Origin of the sequence: Streptomyces sp. IBSBF 2435 (assembly GCF_036815005.1) — a bacterium.
Lineage (GTDB): Bacteria > Actinomycetota > Actinomycetes > Streptomycetales > Streptomycetaceae > Actinacidiphila.
Genome location: NZ_JAJSYW010000149.1, coordinates 1 through 18,813, shown reverse-complemented (window position 1 = coordinate 18,813; position 18,813 = coordinate 1). Strand labels below are relative to the sequence as shown.

Below are 18,813 nucleotides of genomic sequence, written 5' to 3'. Positions count from 1 at the left end.
GGGGTGGGCCGGTGCCGGGGGCGGACGGTTCGGCATGCCGTCCCGGTCGGGCGTGGTCCGGGAGTGGTGGAGGTGGCGGGGGAGTTCGGCGCGGAGCTGGCGCGCGCTTTGCGGGCGAGTCTGTTGCCGGCCGGGCAGGGCGGGTATGGGCCGCGTGGCCCGTCGGAGCTGTCCTGGTACGCGTTCGCGACCGGGTATGCCCGCGATCACTGGGTGGGGCGTGCGGCGACGACGCGGAACGGGACGAGCGAGGCGCTGACGCTCGTATCGCGGGCGATGCTGTGGGAGATGCCCGGCCGGCCAACGGAGGCGGTCCTGCACCGGGTCTTGCGGTCGTGGGCGTTCGTGGTGCCGGGGCCGGAAGCGCGGGAGATACCCCCTCAGGACCGGCTGGTGCTGGCATGGGTGGCCAAGGCGTCCCGACCGCTGATCGACTTGCACGACCCGGCCGTGGCCCGGGCGGTGCTGGAGGCGCTGTCGGTGAAGCGTGACGGCACGCCGGCAGCTCCGTACACGTCCGGGCGCAAGCGCAGGATCCTGGTCAATGCCTTGTTCTACGCGATGGAGCAGGGAGAGCTGGGCAGCAACCCGCTGGACCGGATCCGCTGGCGGGCACCGAAGCAGGCCAGTGCGGTCGACCCGCGGGTGGTGGTCAATCCCCAGCAGGCCCAGAACCTGCTGGGCGCGCTGTCCTACGTCGGCGGGTTCAAGCGGGCCCGGGGGCGCCGGCTGGTCGGACTGTTCGCGGGCATGTACTACGCCGGGCTGCGACCGGAGGAAGCCGTCGCGGTGACCCTGGCGGACTGCACCCTGCCCACCAGCGGCTGGGGCCGCCTGGTTCTGCACCGTACCCGTCCACAGGCGGGCAAGAGGTGGACAGACAGCGGCGAGATGCACGACGACCGCGGCTTGAAGAGCCGCCCGCCCGGAGAGGTCCGCATCGTCCCCCTCCCACCCCACCTGGTCGCCATCTGGCGCAACAGCGTCCGGACGTTCGGCACCGCACCCGACGGNGTCCCCCTCCCACCCCACCTGGTCGCCATCTGGCGCAACAGCGTCCGGACGTTCGGCACCGCACCCGACGGGCGGCTGTTCTCCACCGAACGCGGCACCATCCTGGGCTACACCACCATCCACCGCGCCTGGAAAGACGCCCGAGCCCTCGCCCTGCCACCCGAACTCGCCGCCACCCCGCTCGGCAAACGCCCCTACGACCTGCGCCACTCGGCCCTGTCGACCTGGCTCGCAGCAGGCGCCGACCCCGCCGAAGTCGCCCAACGCGCCGGCAACAGCGTCGAAGTACTCCTCACCCGCTACGCCAAATGCCTCTACGACCGGCAGTCCCTCACGAACCAGCGCATAGAGGACCTGTTGACCGCCTACGACCTGCCGAACGAGCCGGATTATGCGCACGAGTAGCCCGGCCGGTGATCGTGTCGGTCCTCACCGGCAGCATTAGGCGCGGTGTCCGGAGCGGGCGGTCGATGAACCTTCGGATGGACGCTGCGGGACGCTTCTCCCGATTCCATCAGCCGAATTCCAGCTGGATGGGGATGCCGTCGGTGATGTCGCTTTGTGCGGAGGGTGTGACCGTCACCGGCACGCCGAGCTGCGTGGCGATGGGGGTGTAGAGGTCGGTGGTCGTGTCCGGGGTCCGCAAGGAGATCAGGAGTGCGTAGTGGACGGGGCGACCGATGCGGTCGGCGCGCTTGTTCGCCTTCCACCAGCCGCCCACCGGGTAGACCGCGAGCACGCCGCAGTCTGCGAGTTCCGCGGCTGACCCGCGCCAGACGTCGGCGTGCAGTGATCCGAGGTTCCGGAATTTGGGGCCGACCAGCCAGCGGGAATTGGACTCGAACGCCTTGGGGTTGCCGGTGCCGTCGGATTCGTGCTCGGCTTGTTCGGCGAGTCGGCTCCGGAAGGCGTCCCCTGACTCGGTGGGGCCCTTGATCGCGAATTTCAGGCCGTGGGATGCGTAACTGTATCGGCCGAGCATGCCGCGGCGTCCGGGGTTGGGCTCGATCATGTAGGCGAGCGTGACGCGGAGGTTGACTGTCGTCTCGGCCAGGTCGCGGAGCTGCTCCAGCGGCCAGGGCAGTTCGTGGAGTTTGAGTTCCGCCAGCTTGACCTGGCTACCCGGGCCACGTTTGAACGGCACCAGGGAGTTCTCGACGATCATCGTGACGGCGTTGGAGGCGCTGCTCATGATCCGCTCGGCGGTGGGCACGCCCCAGCCGTAGCGGCGGATCACCTGCCGCATCAGGGTGCCCTTGGTGTGCTTGGGAGTACCGGTGGGCTTGAACAGGCCCTGGTCGACCATGGCAGGTGTCCACTGGGCCTCGTGGACGAGCAGTGCCCGGATCGTCTCAGGCCGAAGGCCGGGGTAGGTGCGCATGGCCAGTGCGGCAAGGGCAGATGCTTGGGCGGTGGCGGCACTGGTGGCGTTCGTCCAGGTCAGCTGGCGGGCGGGGTCGTGATGGGTTGTGGCGACACTGAGGAGGTCGTGCTCGTCCAGGACGCTCCCGTCCGGGGCGACGAGTAGGTTGCCGCCTTCCAGGACGATGTCGGGCTTGGTCACGGCTGCGTCGGTCAGCGCTACCGAGGTTCTGCTGAACGGCGACAGGCCACCGGGCGCGACCAGGGGACGGAACCCCTCGAACATCGGCCCGTCAGGGATGGCGTCGAGGTCGGTGTAGGCGCCGACGGTCAGTACGTTGTGCGCGTGCGCGGGCTCTTCGATACGGGAGAGATCGGATAGCTGGAGCGGGTCCAGCTCACCGTTCTCGGAGCGCATGTCGCGGGGCAGGGGCCCGCGTATGTTGCCGGCACTTACAATAATCAGCCTTGACGCGGCGGGGTCGGGCGCACCGATCAGTTCGATGCGGTCATCGTGGACGGCAACATCTGTGCCTGCGGCCAAGGCGTCGAGGGTGGCCGACCACAGGGTCGGTGTGCCGTCGGTGCCGTTCACGCCGTCACCGGATTGCCGTGTGACGGCCATCGAGAAGACCCGGCCCGACGGTGCGCGCCCGCCGTTTCCGATCTCAGCCGTGGCAACCGCGTTCGCGGTCGTCTCGGCGAAGGTGCGGGGGAGTGCGGCCGGGGCCCGGCTCTCGTGAAGGATCTTCACCGATTCCAGGCCGTGTCCGAGTACCACCGGACCTTGCGATTCCAGCGCCGAGGCAAGGTCGCCGAACAGTGCCAGGCCGGCCATCTGGGTACCGTGCCCGGCGCGGTCGGCCGGCGTCGTTCCGGGCACGACGGAGTAGGCCCGCTCGTGAAGCGAGGGTTTGAGGAGGGTGTGCTCCTGGGCGACCCCTGTGTCCAGAACGCAGACGGCCGGCGCATGCGGGCCGGCCGGTTCGACACGCCTGGTGAGGTCGGCGACGAGGCCGGTGCGGAAGGTCTGGTCGACGTAGTAGAGGCCCTCGGCGAACGTCGGTGTGCGGATCTCGGCTGGACAGGCGTTTGTCGCCAGCAGCGCCGTGAGTTGCCGGCCGGTCGTGGCGACATGGGCGACGAGTCGTTCACCGACCCGTATGGCCCGGTCGCCGACCTGCCAGTGCCGCTCCTCGGCAAGGGCGCGCAGGATGGCCACCGGGTCGGTGGGCGAGATCCGTGGGTCGAACCACAGCTCCCACCACCTCGTCCCGTCCAGGGACGGAAGCTCCCCCTTCTCCTGCCAGAGGTGCCCCAGGAGTGCCCTGTGGATCTGCTCCATGTTGGCCACCAGTGCGGCCTGCTGTGGGTTACCGCTGTCGGTGTCCTGGGTGAAAGCGGTGATCCGCTCCGTAAACGAGGAAACTTTGTTGAAGGGCACCCAGACCACAACGTCCTGGGAGGCGTCGTCGGTCTGGGGGTGGCTGCTGAGCAGCGTCAATCCGGAGCCGTCGAACTTGTCCAGCGTCAGTGACTTGTCCCGTGCGGCCTCCACGCGGATCGCGAACCCGTCGGGCTGATAGGCGTCCGGTGTTGCCCGGGCAAGCTGGGCGGCTTCCTGTCCGGCGGTCTGCAGGCCATCCACCAGTCCGGCAGCGTGACCGGCCCGGTCCGTGCGGTCCGTCAGGGCGGGTCCGCTCCCGCCGGACGGTTCGGGGCGTGGAGTGAGGGTGCGGGCCTGCCACGGGACGACCAGGTGAGGAGTGGGGTTACCCGGGGCTGCGGTCTCAGGCATGGTGAGACGCGTGCCGCTCGGTCAGCGCCTCCAGGAGAAGTGCTTCGTCCACGGTGTCCCGCCCGGCGAGAATGGCGCATTTGGCTGCGGATTCGGCGGCCTTGACCAGCTCGGCATGACTGAGCCCGGATGTACTTTCTGTCACGGCGTCCCACCGTAGTGTGCCGGTATCCATTCCGGCCAGCCTTCTGCGCATAACCTGCACCGCTTGTTCCGGTGTGGGGGGACCATAGGTTGCGATCACGTCGAAGCGGCGGAACAGAGCCCGATCCAGGAGCTGGTGGTGGTTGGTGCCGGCCACGACCAGACTCTCCGACGGTGCTTCGTCGAGGAACAGCAGGAAGGAGTTCAAGATCCGACGGGCCTCGCCGACATCGTTGCCCGCAGTCCGCTCCGCCCCCAGGGCGTCGAACTCGTCGAACAGATAGACGGCCCGTGTCTGTGCGACAGCGTCGAAGACCAGGCGCAGTTTTGTTGCCGTCTCGCCCATGAACCGGCTGATGAGCCCGTCCAGCCGGATGGTGAACAGGGGCAGCTTCAGCTCGCCGGCCAGTGCTGCGGCGGTCATGCTCTTGCCGGTGCCGGGAGGGCCCGACAACAGGATCCGATGAACCGGCGTGAAACCGAACCGCTCCAGCCGCGCACGCTGCCGCTGCTCGTGCAGCACCCGATCGAGTGACGCCCGCAGCTCGCCATCGAGCGTCATGTCGTCCAGATGCGCGTCCGGATATCCGGCCGTCAGCAGACTGGAAAGCTCCCCGCGTGGCTGGACCACGGGCGTGGGGCCTCGGCCTGCGCCGGCCGCGTTCTGGTGCTGCCTTGCGGACTCGACCAGCTCCCGCAGTTCCACAGCAAACTTGCCCTGTCCCTGCCGGGCGGATTTCGCCGCCACCTGCAGGGCCACACTGTAGAAGCGGTCGTCGTCGGCCTCGGCGTGGGCACTGACCAGAGCCTTCAGGTGTTCGGCGTTCGCTGTCATACGCCTGTCACCCTTCCGCGGCTCGGCTGTCGAAATGTCGCTCTGCTGGATACCTACCCGGGATCCCGGGAGAACCCCGTCCGCATCGTACGGCCCGTCGCGCTGTGCCGTCGCCAGTACGCGAGCAGCCGGATGGGTTGCGGCGCCTGTGCGGACAGTGTCGGAAGGCTGCGATCTTGGTCGGACTGTAACGCTGAAAGGGACCTGGGCGGCTCATCGCGTGTGCTGTGGAACGCTGCGCCGGCGGAAGACGTAATGATTCGCGTGGTCGTGGTCGCGGACCAGCCGGTTCCGCGGCGTGAACACCGCGGTGCGCAGGAAGGCTCGCCGCCGGGGTGCCCAGCGACCACAAGGACCGGTGTCACCTCTTGCTAACGACCGGTTGCAGGCTCTTCGCTGCTGGCTTCGGCACGCGCTACCCCGCGGCGATAGGCGACTGCTATCGGTGCGGTGACGGTGACAGAGGAATTGTCACCCGTGGTGATGTTGATGCTCTGTACGGCTTGTGCCACCTGGTCGGGTGTCGGGTCCTTCTGGCCGTGTGGCATAGCTGCCCGGAGCTCGCCGACCAGCTGGACGAGTCGGGTCCGCACCTGGTCCAGGATGCCTTCCAGGGCTGAGGGGTCCACCATCCAGTACAGCCGGAGCACCTGCCGGTGGGAGTTCTGACTCATGAACACGGCGAGTTCGGCAGCCATGGGCGGAGCGATCCGCACGCTGTCGCCTGGTCGTCCGGCGATCAGCGACTCGATCTGGCCGATGGTCTTCCCGAACCGGATTCCGTCGCCCAGGCTGTCGCGGGCGAAGTCGGGCAGGTCGAAGGAGCTGACCGGTTGTTCCCGGAACTTGAATCTGGCGGTGAGACCGTCCATCACCAAAGGTGCCGGGATCCTCCGGTAGTCGGGGATCGGCACATCCGTGCCTTCGTAGCCCTGGAGCTCCCGTAGTGCCCAGGTCCTCAGCGGTTGGGAGTGGGCCTGGCCTCCCAAGGCGATGACCTGGCGCAGGATAGGGGCCAACCGGCGGTTCTCATCGAGGACATCGTCCTCCATCCGGTCGAGGCGGCCTCGGCGGAACCTCACTTTGACACGACCACCGTGGCAATCACGGCCGCGACGGCCGCGACTGCTGCGACAGCGCTCCAGATGACCGAGGTGCGGTGCCACCAGGGCTGCGGAGTCGGTGGCGTGGGTTCGTTGACGTTGGCGCTAGCGGTGGCTCCGCGGTCTGCCTTCGCGGTCGGGGCGACGATGTGGAACGTGGAGCCGTCACCTCCGGTGATGTTGAGGGCCTGTTGTGCGGCCGACTCGATCTGGCTCGGATTGGGGTTCTGCTGACCGGCGGGCATGGACGCTCTCACTTCTGCAACAAACTGCGTCAGGTGGGTTCTGATGTGATCGAGGACTCCGGCGATGCTGGCTACGGAGACGTCCCAGTGCAGCGACGTGATGGTGGAGGCATCGTTTCCTAGCTGGTGTTGTTCCTGCGTCATCAGCAGGGCGTACTCAGCCGAGCCGGGCGGGCTGAGGCGCAGCGTCCTGTTGCCGAGGGCCACCAGCGCCTCGAGTTCCTTTACGCCCTGCCGGATCGGTGCGCTCTCTCCGATTCCGCGGTCGCGGGCTGGGCGAGGGAGCTGTCCCGAGCTGATCCGTTGGGTGTTGCCCCGCACGATCTGACCTGGCAGGTAGAGGTCGGCCTCGATTTCTAGCGCGGCCGGCACCTGGCGGTAGGGGGGAAGCTCATCGGCTGCCGGATATCCTTCCAGTTCCTTCAATGCCCAGCCTCGCAGCTGACGATGCTGCGCATACCCTGCCAGCATCAAGCACTGCCGGAGGGCAGTAGCCAACGGGATGTTGTCGTCCAGGACTGCGTGTTCGAGCCGCTCCAGTCCCCGGACGTCGGATGTCGTCACGGATCCAGTCTGCCGTGCCCTACTGACAGTTCGCGCCTACTGCGTCACTGACGATTGGCCACCTACATGTCCCTGGGCGGCTGAGCGCCTCCTGCGCCTGCGCCCGGGTCACATTTTCTCGGGAGCCCTTGTGCCGCAGGCGAGGACGGCACCGATGGCGGAGATCACCGCGAGGAAGGTGAAGAGCTGGGGGTAGCCGCCGAGTGGGCCTGCGAGGGCGGTTCCGGTGACGGGGGCGGCGAGCAGGCCGGACAGGCGGCCGTAGCGGGCGGTGCCCCAGCGGCCGGTGATGGCTGTGGCCTGCAGGAGGGTGAGGTTGCCACGGACCGTGCCGGCGAGCATGGCGAGGCTATCAGCAGGGGGATCGGGCCGGGGACGGCGGTGAGCAGAGCGGTGCTGGCTGCGCCTGCGGCGATGAGCGCGGCGGTGCGCAGGACGGTGCGAGTCCGGCGGGCGAGGGTGGTGTAGAGGGTGTAGCCGAGGGTCTGGCCGAGGCCGAGGGCCCGTGCCGCGGTGGTGGTACTTGCCCCGCGGTAGGTGAGCAGGGGGACCAGGCCGATGACGACGGCGTAGAGGGCGAAGCCCGAGAGGGTCAGTGCGGCGCCGAGCAGCAGGATGGGCCTGCTGCGGGCGACGGCGTCGCGACCGGTCGCGCTCCTGCCAGGACCGGGTGGCGCCGCCGGCCACCGGGCCCGCAGGCCGAGGGCGTGGGCGGGGATGGTGACGGCGGCCAGGATCGCGGCGCGCGGTGTAGGTGCCCCGCCATCCCAGATGCCCGGCCAGCACGTCGGTCAGCGGTGCGAAGGCGGTGGCCACGCCGCTGGCGAGGGTGTGAGTGGTCAGCGCGGATGCGGGCGGCCCGTACCAGCGGGTGAGGGCGGCGAAGGCGGATGGGTGGAACGTGGCGGCCATGGCCGTTCCGGGCGGCGCTCCATGCGTGGTGAACAGGATCGGGTTGGGCGGGGCGGCGACTGCGGCCATCGGCGTGGTGATGCCGACGGTGGGACCCGGCAGCGCTGCTGCCGTGGTGGATCTGAGGCTGATTCCCGACCGCGCGATGCTGCCGAGGTGCTGCTGAACCTGGTCGGCCGGGAACTGCTGGCCTGTCTGGGCGGAGTCGGCGAACAGGATCCGGCCCGGGCGCTGGCCACGTTCGCCGACGAGGCGCAACCACCGGCGCCGGGCGCGCAGGTTCGGCTGAGCAAGCCAGGTGGCTCTGGCAGCGCGGACAGCAGTATCAACGGCTCCTACACCGACTCGCACACTGCGGGCGGTCGCTGGGCGCTCCCGGCCGGCGATCAGGGTCAGTGATGGATGAGGACTACGGTGCGGGGGACTTCGGCATCCATCATCGCCTGGGCGCGGTGCTGCCCGTTGATGTAGTGGCCTTCAGCGCCGGGCTGGATCGCGTTGGCCAGGCTGAACAGGCTTGCCAGTGCCTGGCGCTGCCAGACGGTCGCGCCCTCAGCCCGGGCGTACTGGTCTGCGTAGTCAGCCATCGCCTCGGCGGGGACATCCTCGCGGTGTGCCAGGTCCAGGACGGTGAGCGCGGGGGAGGTGACGGCGTGCCAGTCTCCGCCGTGGTACCAGCAGCAGGCGGTCCAGCCCGTGGGTAGCGCTGAGTGCAGCAGGCGCCTCCACTGCGGGGGGCCGCCAGGCATGCACCGGGGTTCCCGGAACGGTTCGGGACGGGGCAGTCGACTCACCGGCCAGACCTCGAAGTACAGTTCGGGCTCCGGCTCGGCTGGCCGGGGCACGTATCCGGCGCCACGACCGGGGTCGACAGGAGAGCCGACCAGTTGGTCTAGTTGGTCGTCGGTCAGGGTGTGCCACCGCGGTATGTGGAGCTCGAAGGGCTCGGCGTCGGCGAAGGTGACCAATTGCCATTGCTCGTCCCCGTGGGCGGGCGGACGGTCGGCCGACAGCTGCCGTTGTACCCACAGCGGGGGTTCGGGCTCGCGGGGGCAGTGCTGCTCCCAGACTGCCTCGGCGTAGCGCTCAGCGGCGTTGGTCAGGCTTGGGCTCTCGTCAACGGTCTGGGTGGCAACAGCGACCGGGCGCAGCCCGGACGCGGTGAACAGCTGCAGCCGAAACGACGCGGACCGAGGGCCGAAGTCGGGGCCGGGGCGATACATGTGGTTGTCCACCAAGCCCTCGCGCCGACCGGCCAGCCGCACCGCTGCCCTCACCTCAGCGTCGATCTCCTCGTCCATGCCGTGATCTTGCCGCACCGATAGCTCGTGCGTCACCGATCCGCGCACACCAACTGGTTGACATGGCCGGACTCCGCATGACTCTTCGCGGCTCTGCGATAGGCCCACTGGCAGATCCGATCGAAAAGGGACACGGCATCGTCGAGATTGCGCTGACGGCATCCAGGGAACGGCAGGGGTTGGCTGGACCACTTGAAGGTTCCGGCGGACCGCATCTCGCACCCACAGGGGCCGCAACTCGGCTATATCGAGGCCGCGACACCAGCACGGCCACGTAGGTCCCTCCCCAGGATGTCTGCCCCGTCCTCCAACATCGCCGCTGTGAATGGGGACATCGGTGGCGAACGCGGCACCAGGGGGTAGCAGCCGTCGCCCCCAGATCGTCACCGACCACGCCAGCGCGAGCAGGCCCGTCGGATAGATTCGGATGCCACACCCTGGAGGAGTAAGTGCCCAACCATGCAGGGCGGTTGCCCGTCATCACCCTCCACCGCGACACGCTCCTGGACTCCGGTATCAGCCCGGCCGGCCGCCTGCTGTACGTGGTTCTGCTCGCTACTGCGGAGACCCCGATCAGTATGGGCGACCTCGGGATCCTTGCCGGTATCGACAGATCCGAAGGACTTCAGCATCATCTCGACGAATTGGCCGCCGCCGGCCTGGTCACCTGGCACGGCCGGACGGTGATCCCCCATCCCATGCCCTTGGTCCCCCCGCAGACACCCGACGGGTGCGCTCCGTGCTCGGACTGCGGACGCTTCTCCTGCTTCGACCGCCCCAGCGGCCTGTGCTTGGCCTGCCAGGGCCTGCGCAGCGAGCGGGCGAAGGGCGAGCAGGACATCGCCCGGTTGAAACGTGAACTTGAGGCAGGCGCGACGTACACGCTCGGCCAGGCCCGCAACCGGCTGCACCGCTGGGACTGCCACACCCTCAACAGCCCCGACAAGGCTTTGGCCCGGCTCGAGGAATTCCAGCCGGAGGACGCCGACCATGGTGGGGAGGCCAGGTGGGACCGACTCCCGGATCTCTTGACCGCCCATCAGGTACGTACGCTCTCCGCGCAGAAGCTTTCCTGCCAGCTCTGCAAACCCGAGCTGGTGTGAGTCCTTCGAGCAGTCCCGAACCCCGCATGTCGCCGTCAGTCGTCACCAATTCCCCGGCACCTCAGGAACGCCGCCAGGGCGCGCCGGCTGCTCTTCTTGGAGGACAACTTGGCGGGCGAGGATGTTTTCGAGCACCCTGCTGACTCGGCCATGCTCTCGGCGAGGGTCTTTCGGGAGTCCGGCCGATCGAGCGACAAGTCCTGTCCACATACAGCACAATCATGATCCGGCCGACGACCCGGAAACCCGGACCGTGTGCCGATGGTCGACGGTCGCCCGTAACGGCGGATGGATGGCGGCACGGAACGGGCCGGGCGGAGTGGGGAGCGGATGCGGGCAGCGGAGATCGTCGGGGTGCACGGGATCGGACAGTCCAGGACCTCGGAGGAGCAGTTGACCCGGGACTGGGGGAAGGCCCTCGGGCGCGGCATCAAGGAGTTCACGGACCGGCCCGACCGACCGCCCCCGCTCCTCACGCCGCACTGGACTTCCCTGCTCGCCAGGGCTACGGACCGGTTGGGCCCGCAGGAAGATCCCTACGGCGCGTGGATGACTCCGGCGGAGGAACAGTTCGTAGCGGAGGCTCTCAGTGACGTCGTCGGGCCGCAGGACCTGGCCTACGCCGAGGAACAGCCGCTGGCCGGACTGGGCCCGCCGAAGCTCTGGCCGACCCGGATCACCCGACTGCTGATGGCCTATGACCACCGCTTCCCCGGCGGCGGCGGGCAGTTCTTTGTCCAGCGGATGCGGGAAGTTCGCTTCTATCTGACGGAGCCGGACCTGGCCGTCAAGGTCCGCGCATTCGTCCGGGATTACGTCACCCAGACCACCTCCGTGGTCATCGGCCATTCCCTCGGCAGCGTCATTGCCTACGACCTGTTCCGTTACGAGGACGAAGCCGCGGGTCGGACACCCGGAGATGCCACCGGGCCCGCTGTCCACACCCTCATCACCTGTGGTTCCCCGCTGGGTATCCCCTCGGTGCGGCGGCTCATGAAGATCGAGGACGGCGACCACCTGCGCCTGCCCGGCCACGTTCGGTGGATCAACGTTTACGACCCGGACGACGTGGTGACCGGCGGCGCGGGGCTGTGCCGTGTGGCGCCGGGGCTGGTCGATGCCGCGGTCCGCAACGGCGTGGGCGACCCCCACAGCGCCGTGCGCTACCTCCGCAGCGAGCCGGTTGCCCGCGCAGTGGCGGGCGGCCGGCCATGACGCGCGACCCGGTGCCCGGCACGTACGCCCGTCGCCTCCTCGTTATAGCCGTCACCGAGTACGACGACGGGACCCCGGTACAGCAGCAGGAGTTCAGCGCGGGCGTCTCGGCGCAGGTGACCGTTGTGGAGGGCTGGTGGGCCGATCCCAGCCTCGATGACGGGCGCCGCTTCGCCCCCGCCCGGCCCAAGCAGCTCCGTGATCTGAGGGACCTGCGGGAGTTCCTCCTGAACGAGGAACTCGCCGATGTAGACGACGACGAAGCCCTCGTCGTCTACGTCACCGGCCACGGTCTGGCCCCCGCCAACTCCCCGCAGCACTTCCTGCGTTTGCCCGACTCCTACGAGGACCGGCCGCTCAGCACTGCCTTCCCGACCGCCGAACTGATCGCGACCGTGTTGGACTCCCGGGCCACGCACGTTCTGGTGATGGTCGACTCCTGTTTCTCCGGCCGGCTCGAAACCGAGCTCAAGGCCAACCTGAAGGCGCTCCGAGAGGGGCGCCGCTCGCTCGGCTCGCTCGTCGTACTCGCGGCCGGGAACGACGAGAGCAGGCCCCGGCTCGGTCAGTTCACCAATCTACTCCGGGCCGCTCACGAGCACTGCGCGGACCGGGCCAACGGCTATGCCGGGTCCCACCTCAGCTGGCAGGACTGGAAGGGCATCGTCGGCGCGGTGTTTGACGCGAACACCATGGCCGACGTCCACGAGATCTGGCCGACCCCATCCGCCACTGTCCAGAGGGCGCACCAACAGCCGAGCCCCTGCCTTCCGAACCCCGGCTACACGGCCGTCGAACCCGTACTCGGTGCCTCCCTCAGCCAGGTCGGGTGGACCCGGACCGAGCTGGACACGTACTGGATCTCGCGCGCCGCCGGTCTGCCGGGAGCCGGCGGCCCCGGCTGGTACTTCACCGGGCGCACCGAACTGGTCAAGCGGGTGCTCGCGTTCCTGGTCGGTCCCGAGAACGTACTCATCGTCACCGGCGAGGCTGGCTCGGGGAAATCCGCCCTCCTGGCCCGCATGGTGACCCTCAGCGACGCCCGATTCCGCGCGAACCTGCACTACGGTCCGCTCATCGCCGACATCCCCGAGGAACTCGACGTCCCGGTGGGGTCGGTGGACGCGGCCGTGCTCGCCCGCAACTCCGAACCGGACGAACTCGCCCAGACCCTGTACGAGGCGCTCGGCGGCTCCCCGAGCGTCTTCGCCACGGCGAGTACGGCACGCACCCGGACGGCATCCAGAGCGCCATCGAAGCCCCTGGACGAGGGCCCAGTGGTGGCGCTGTGCAAGCTCGTAGGGGAGCTCGCCCTGCTGCGGGGACGGCCCCTGACCCTCGTTGTCGACGGCATCGACGAGGCCAGAAACCCGACACGCGTCATCACCGACCTGCTCCGCCCCCTCACCCAACTGCGCATGGATACGGATGGACGTCCCGCGGTCCGGCTGCTTCTGGGCGTCCGCAGCCCCAGGAGATACACGACGGTCGCTGAGGGCGAAGCGCGGCGCCCCTCCACCTCGACCCCCACGGCCCCTTCCACCGACCTGCTCGGGCTCCTCATCCGGGCCACTCACTCCGGGGACCCGATCCGCACGGACGACATCGAGGCGACCAGGGGCGACATCGCCGCGTACGTCCGCGCGCTGCTCCAGGCTCAGTACGACGGCCAAGGCGACACCGAGGAAAGGCAGCCGGACCTCCCGGCGCTGGACCCCGCCCAGCCCCAGCTCCTATACCAGCACCGCTCGCTGGCCGCTGCGGTCGCCGAAGAGGTGTCCCCCTCCTTCCTGGACGCCCGGATCACCGCCGAGCGACTTCGCTCGATGCGTGTCCTGCCGAGCCCCGATGACGCTTGGTGGCGCCGGACCCTGCGCGAGGGGACCGAGGCGCTCCTCCGCGAGGACCTCGGTGAGGTAGCCCGATGGCACGACACCCCGGCCGAACACCTTATGACCGTGTTGCGGACGTCCGCCTTCGGGCAGGGGGCGGGACTACCCTGGGCCGACATCTGGCCCGCCGCGGTGCGGGCGCTATGCCTGACCCCCGTGGCCGACCCGGACGCGGCCATCCGCCAAGTGATGGCCAGCCGTCTCAACGGCTACCTGACCACCGCGGTCGAGGACGAGCGGACCGTGTACCGGCCGATCCACGAACGGATCAGCGAAACCCTCCGGTACTCACCACAGTTCCTACTCGGTCTCCCGGACACGGACCCGGCGGAGCGTTTCCCCGAGATCTCGATAACCGCCACGCACGCACAACTCGTATGGGCTTTCGGAGAGCTGCTCCCCCCGGCGCCGGACCAGCCCCCGCACCCGTACCTACGACGCCACCTCATCGCGCACGTCGCCGCCGCCGGGTTGGTCGACGACCTGCATGTCCCCTGGCGATTCCTGCCATGGGAGACGAGCGGCACGGTCCGGGCAGCCCTCGGGCTCCCCGCCGACTTCCGCACTGGTGCCGCAGTCCTCGCCGCCTGGGCCCGTATCGAAGCGTTCCTTGGAGATGCAGGAGCAGCGGCTCGGGCGGACAGCCTGTGCCTGTCTCTCCTGGGCACGGCTGTCGGGCGTGGTGCCGCTGGGAACATGGTCGCGACACAGCCCCTACCCGGCTACCGCTCCCACGTCACACCCCGGTGGAACCAACTGCGGGTGCCCGACAACCTCCTGGCTCGTACGTCGACCCCCCTCGCCTCGCTGGTGTCTTTCACCCTTCCGGACGGGAGCGCGCTAGTTGCGGCGGGCGACCAAGGTGGTGAGGTGCGCCTGTGGGACCCGCGCACGGGAACGGAGTTCGGCCTGCCCTTCCGGCCGGCCCCGTACGTACGCGCTCTGGCCGTGCTGACCACCCCCGCGGAGAGCCCCTTGCTCGCGGTGGGCACCGCCCACGGCGTCTGGATCTACGACCCGCAGAGCGGCGACGCGACCCGGCTCCCTGTAACAGGAGCCGTGTCCGCCCTCGCCGCCTTCAGGACCAGGACCGGACGAGTCCGGCTGGCTGTCGGAACCGACGCGGGGCTGATCACCCGTGATCCCTTCGACGAGGAGGGACTGGTCCTGTCTCTCAGCCCCCTCGACGGTGTGATGGGTCCCTCGGTCAAGGCGTTGGCAACGTTGCAGCTCCCCTCAGGTAGGACGCTGCTCGCCGCGGGCGGCAAGAACAGCACGGTGGAGCTCTTCGACGCTGAATCGCTCGACGTCGTCACCGTGGTGCACGGGCAAGGCCGAGGAGTGGTCGCGCTCGCTCTGTACTTCGACCAGCAGGGCCGGCCCCGGCTCGCCGCGGCTTCAAGCACGACGCGCAGCGTGCGCATCTACGACGCGCTCACCGGCGAGGAGAACAAGGCAGTGCGCATCCCGCGGTCGGCGGCCTCACTCGGGCCCTACCCCCATCCGGTTTTCGGAACACTGCTGGCGCTCGGCGGCGCTGACGGGGGGCCCGTGAGCCTCTGGGATCCGGCCACGGGGGAAGAGGTTTACACATCCCCGCCCGACCACACGGGAAGGGTCAAAGCTGCCATCACGGTCGATTCAGGAGAGCCGATGCCCTTCGTGGTGTCCGCATCGTTGGACCGGACGGTCCGGATCTGGAACCCCGCCGGGCGCACGTCGGAGCTGGAACTCGACCTGGAGACGTTGGGAGACGGCTCCCTCCTAGCAGTGCTCCCCGGATCGAACGACGGCCCCAGCCTGCTGACGCCCGCCCGTTCCGGTGCCGTCAGCATCCGGTCGGCGGCGAGGGGGCAGCTGCGCCGTACGCGGCGGCATCCCCAGCAGCTGACGTGGCCCGCCGAATGGCACTGCGACACGTTGACCGCCCTGGCCACCCACGTCTGGCCAGACGGGTCGGCGTCCGTCGTGATCGGCCTGAAGAACGGCCTGATCGGCCGCTGGGACGAGCAGCGCGGTTGGCAGTCCCCTCCGGTGGACCAGCGTTGGCAGGCGGCGAGCGTGCGTTCTCTCGTCACGCTCTCCCTCCCCGGTACCGACGATGTCGTCCTGGTCAGCGGCACGAGCGCTGGAAGCATCTGCTTCCATGACCTCGCCAGCGGCGAGCAGCGCTGGGAGCCCCTCCGCGGGGACGCGGCCGTGCGCGCCCTCGCGGCTCTGCCGGCCGAGACTGGCCCGCTCGTGGCCTTCTCCAGCGGCCGTACCGTGAGGTTCAGCCGCGTCGGTGCGCCGTCGCACCTGCGCCTGCCCGGCCGCACGGGCCCCGTCCATTCGCTCGCAGTCTGCCCCGCGGAGGACGGCAGTTCACTACTGGTCACCGGCGGCAGCGACGGCTGCGTCCGACTCTGGTCCCCGGACGCTCCCCGGACAGAGGCGTACCCCGTACTCGAGGGGCACCACGGCCCGGTCTCCGCCATCGGCCTTCTGCCACCCACCTCCACCATGCCGCAGCCGCTCCTCGCCACTGCGGGCCTGAGCGACACCACCGTGCGCCTCTGGAACCCGTGGACCGGGGAAGAGCTCATGCGGGTGGTCACCGGCACGCCCCTCACTTCCCTCTGCGCCCTGCCTGACGGCGGCATGCCGGGGACCACCGACCCGGCGATCGCCTTCGGCGGACCAGCGGGTCTGGCGGCCCTCACGGTGCGCCGCTGAGCGACTCCGCGGCGGTGGCCGCGCCGTGGGCATTTCGGCTGGGAGGCGATGTCCACTGCGGTGGCAGGATCACTGGATCGGGGCGTCCGGTGTCTGTGGAGGCGCGGCCCTGTTCGACGAGACGGACCCGTCCAGGGGCAGGCGGGAGGCTGGTGTCATGCCGAACGGCAGCTTGTCCGGGCTGGCGTCGGGACGCCTCGGCGTCCGGCGGCGGCTGAAGTCCCCGGGATCAGCACGCTGGTGAGCTGATTGTTGAGGGGAGACCTCGGCAAAGACATGCTTATTCGAATAGCCGGCATGCGACGGCTGTCGCCACCGGTGATGCTTTCGTCAGCCCTGGCGGGCGGAGCGAACGTGCCGTCTCATGCCATCCCCTATGCTCGGGATCGACCGCCGCGGTAGCTGCCAACCGCTCGCCCCATCGGCTCCCTCTGTTGTAGCCGCCCAGGGTAGGGGCGGACCTCGCAGTATGCCGAGGAGCCTTTCGGTCGAACGTCGTCGCATAGCGACGCGGAGAAGCAGGCGCAGATGGATCGGCTACGCGCCAGTCGATCTCGGTCGCCCCGAAACCGAACAAGACAGCGAGGGTGGCCGTTAATTCGTCCGTAGCCCACTGAGGTCCCACCGTCGCGCCGGGCGAGACGGCAGACGTCAAACGACGATGAGATCGTCGGCGGGTCGGCGAAGAGTCGAGATCACGTCGTGCGAGGGCGAAAACCCCTGCAGAAGGACGAGGTTGGGCAACGATCCTCGACGCGATAGTCGGGAGCGTTTCAGTACCCTGCGGCGCGCATCTCTTCGATAAACTCCATCTGATAGTTCTCGTAGACGCCCAAGTGTGAGGTGTAGCCGCCGCACAGCAAGTGAGCGAGTTTATGCAGTTCGTTTACCTGCTCGTAGAAGTTCACGTTCTGTTGCATGGGACGGGCCTGCGCACTTTTCGGGCCGTGACCGACCACCGCATAACGGAAGGTCTCTCCGGTCGCATCCTCACTGTCCAGCCAGTTTAGCTGCTTCCACGACTCCGGGTCGATCCGCTGTTCAGACGTGGGTAGATCCAGCAGCGCAAGGTAGCGATTGAGGCAGTCTGCCAGCTTCCTGATGTTGTGCGTACGCAGTCGCTCATCTAGTTTTGCCGGACTCAGCTCTTCGGCACCGCAGTAGCCATTCCGAAGCGCGCAGCGTGCTGCCGTCCGAATTAGCCACTTCAGCGACAGCTCAATGCTGTGCCGATAGTTGTAGAGGATCGGGATGGGCAGATAGTCGTTCGGCCCGCGGGCGATCCAGTGCCGTGCAGCGATCTCGGCAACCTTCAGGTAGCCATGCGCAATGGCCAGATCATCTTCGCGGGCCCCGCCCCAGACGGCTATCTCATGACTCGACCAACGGGGCCGCGGGAGGCTCAATCGGTCTTCTGCTTCATCCACTCGATCAGCATGGCAGCCGCTCCCTCCCTCCGACGACCGCTTTTGTCTCATTTCCTACTCTGGCTGCGTCGTGCGTTGCTCGCTGTGGGCTGATTGCTGTTCCTGTGCGAGGCCGCAGGCTGCGGCCACGGGTACGGGTACGGGTACGCCAGGCTGTTCAGGACGGTGTAAGAGCGCGTTTGAGATCTGGCGTGTCGGCTGTTCGGGTGGATCGTTGGGCTGGGTGTGAGTGGTGCGAGGCGGGGTTATCCGTCCGATCTGACCGATGAACAGTGGGCCCTGGTCGAGCCGTTGCTGCCTTCGCCGCGTACGGGTTCGAGGGGCGGGCGGCGGGAGAAGCACCCGCGTCGGCAGATCGTGGACGTGATCTTGTACATAGCCCGGACGGGCTGCCAGTGGCGTTACCTGCCCAACGACTTCCCGCCGTGGCCGACTGTGTACTGGTACTTCACCTGGTGGCACGACGACGGCACGGTGGAGAGGATCCACGATGCGCTGCGGGTGAAGGTTCGCCTGGCCGAGGGCCGGGCACCGGAGCCAACGGCGGCACTGATCGACTCGCAGTCGGTGAGGGCCGCCGACAGCGTTCCCGCCTCGACCAGCGGCTTCGATGCGGGCAAGAAGACCAGGGGCCGCAAACGGTTCATCGTCACCGACACCCTCGGCCTGCTCCTGGCCGTCCATGTCGTCGCCGCGAGTGTCCAGGACCGCGACGGCGGGAAACGACCGCTGCTGTGGACCCGCCTGGACCACCCCACCGTGCTGAAGTTCTGGGCGGACCAGGGCTTCGCCGGCCGCCTCGTCACCTGGGCAGCCGACACCTTGCGCCGCGAGGTGGACATTGTCCGCAAACAGCCCGGACAGCGCGGCTTCCAGGTCCAGCCCAAGCGGTGGGCGGTCGAGCGGACCTTCGCCTGGATCACCATGCGCCGCCGCCTGGCCTGCGACTACGAGCGCAAACCCGCCCACGCAGAAACCATGATCCGCTGGGCCATGACCGACGTGATACTCCGCCGCCTCACCCGCGGACGACCCGCCACCCGCCCCGGCCCCAAACCCCTACGACCAGCTCCCTGAGCCGATCTCAAACGCGCTCTAATACTGCAACGGTGTTTGCCGTGACGGGTGGGCAAGTCGGTCGTTGGAGTTGTCATGGGTGGGGCTCTTGCTGGGATCAGGTCGT

Annotated in this window: 12 protein-coding genes; 5 read left to right on the top strand and 7 right to left on the bottom strand. The window is 68.6% G+C overall.

The features are described 5' to 3' along the window. Positions 1–1,528: 1,528 nt before the first annotated feature. The 5 genes from V7E46_RS24735 to V7E46_RS33985 all read right to left on the bottom strand — a co-directional run bounded on the left by V7E46_RS24735 (position 1,529) and on the right by V7E46_RS33985 (position 7,407). A complete protein-coding gene (locus V7E46_RS24735) occupies positions 1,529–4,024 on the bottom strand; it encodes a S8 family peptidase (RefSeq protein WP_333770471.1) in 2,496 nt (831 codons plus the stop codon). A gap of 142 nt (positions 4,025–4,166) precedes the next feature. Beyond that, positions 4,167–5,153: an AAA family ATPase gene (locus V7E46_RS24730; protein ID WP_333770470.1), complete on the bottom strand. Its 987-nt coding sequence runs from the start codon at positions 5,151–5,153 to the stop codon at positions 4,167–4,169. A gap of 371 nt (positions 5,154–5,524) precedes the next feature. After that, the gene (locus V7E46_RS24725; protein WP_333770469.1) at positions 5,525–6,205 is read right to left on the bottom strand and encodes an AbiTii domain-containing protein; all 681 of its coding nucleotides are present in this window, start codon (positions 6,203–6,205) and stop codon (positions 5,525–5,527) included. A gap of 26 nt (positions 6,206–6,231) precedes the next feature. Further along, the gene (locus tag V7E46_RS24720) at positions 6,232–7,065 is read right to left on the bottom strand and encodes an AbiTii domain-containing protein (RefSeq protein WP_333770468.1); all 834 of its coding nucleotides are present in this window, start codon (positions 7,063–7,065) and stop codon (positions 6,232–6,234) included. A 108-nt stretch (positions 7,066–7,173) separates the two neighbouring features. Continuing rightward, positions 7,174–7,407, bottom strand: coding sequence for a hypothetical protein (locus V7E46_RS33985; RefSeq protein WP_443054335.1), 234 nt, complete (start codon positions 7,405–7,407; stop codon positions 7,174–7,176). 726 nt (positions 7,408–8,133) lie between these two features. Between V7E46_RS33985 and V7E46_RS24710 the strand changes: the two genes are divergently transcribed. Beyond that, on the top strand, positions 8,134–8,376 hold the full coding sequence (locus V7E46_RS24710; RefSeq protein ID WP_333770467.1) for a hypothetical protein: 243 nt from the start codon (positions 8,134–8,136) through the stop codon (positions 8,374–8,376). Here the strand turns inward: V7E46_RS24710 and V7E46_RS24705 are convergent. Further along, on the bottom strand, positions 8,370–9,278 hold the full coding sequence (locus tag V7E46_RS24705; RefSeq protein WP_333770466.1) for a hypothetical protein: 909 nt from the start codon (positions 9,276–9,278) through the stop codon (positions 8,370–8,372). The genes V7E46_RS24710 and V7E46_RS24705 overlap by 7 nt on opposite strands. 449 nt (positions 9,279–9,727) lie before the next feature. Here V7E46_RS24705 and V7E46_RS24700 point away from each other — a divergent pair, with 449 nt between their 5' ends. From V7E46_RS24700 to V7E46_RS24690, 3 genes are all read left to right on the top strand, one after another. Beyond that, positions 9,728–10,381, top strand: coding sequence for a hypothetical protein (locus V7E46_RS24700; RefSeq protein WP_333770465.1), 654 nt, complete (start codon positions 9,728–9,730; stop codon positions 10,379–10,381). Positions 10,382–10,711: 330 nt separating this feature from the next. Next, positions 10,712–11,596 carry a hypothetical protein gene (locus V7E46_RS24695; RefSeq protein ID WP_333770464.1) on the top strand — a complete coding sequence of 295 codons (885 nt, stop codon included), beginning with the start codon at positions 10,712–10,714 and terminating at the stop codon, positions 11,594–11,596. Next, positions 11,593–16,203, top strand: coding sequence for an AAA family ATPase (locus tag V7E46_RS24690; protein WP_333770463.1), 4,611 nt, complete (start codon positions 11,593–11,595; stop codon positions 16,201–16,203). The genes V7E46_RS24695 and V7E46_RS24690 overlap by 4 nt, the downstream gene beginning before the upstream one ends. A gap of 773 nt (positions 16,204–16,976) precedes the next feature. On the opposite strand, the gene V7E46_RS24685 is transcribed toward V7E46_RS24690, so the two are convergent. After that, positions 16,977–17,630: a hypothetical protein gene (locus V7E46_RS24685; protein WP_333770462.1), complete on the bottom strand. Its 654-nt coding sequence runs from the start codon at positions 17,628–17,630 to the stop codon at positions 16,977–16,979. Between the two features lie 186 nt (positions 17,631–17,816). Here V7E46_RS24685 and V7E46_RS24680 point away from each other — a divergent pair, with 186 nt between their 5' ends. Next, entirely contained in the window at positions 17,817–18,707 is an 891-nt protein-coding gene (locus tag V7E46_RS24680) for an IS5 family transposase (protein ID WP_333770472.1), read from the top strand. The last annotated feature ends 106 nt before the right edge of the window (positions 18,708–18,813 follow it).

Bases quoted from the DNA above. Each gene is read 5' to 3' on its own strand.
- V7E46_RS24730 (WP_333770470.1), bottom strand. From the start codon at position 5,153: ATGACAGCGAACGCCGAACACCTGAAGGCTCTGGTCAGTGCCCACGCC.
- V7E46_RS24725 (WP_333770469.1), bottom strand. From the start codon at position 6,205: ATGGAGGACGATGTCCTCGATGAGAACCGCCGGTTGGCCCCTATCCTG.
- V7E46_RS33985 (WP_443054335.1), bottom strand. From the start codon at position 7,407: ATGCTCGCCGGCACGGTCCGTGGCAACCTCACCCTCCTGCAGGCCACA.
- V7E46_RS24705 (WP_333770466.1), bottom strand. From the start codon at position 9,278: ATGGACGAGGAGATCGACGCTGAGGTGAGGGCAGCGGTGCGGCTGGCC.
- V7E46_RS24695 (WP_333770464.1), top strand. From the start codon at position 10,712: ATGCGGGCAGCGGAGATCGTCGGGGTGCACGGGATCGGACAGTCCAGG.
- V7E46_RS24690 (WP_333770463.1), top strand. From the start codon at position 11,593: ATGACGCGCGACCCGGTGCCCGGCACGTACGCCCGTCGCCTCCTCGTT.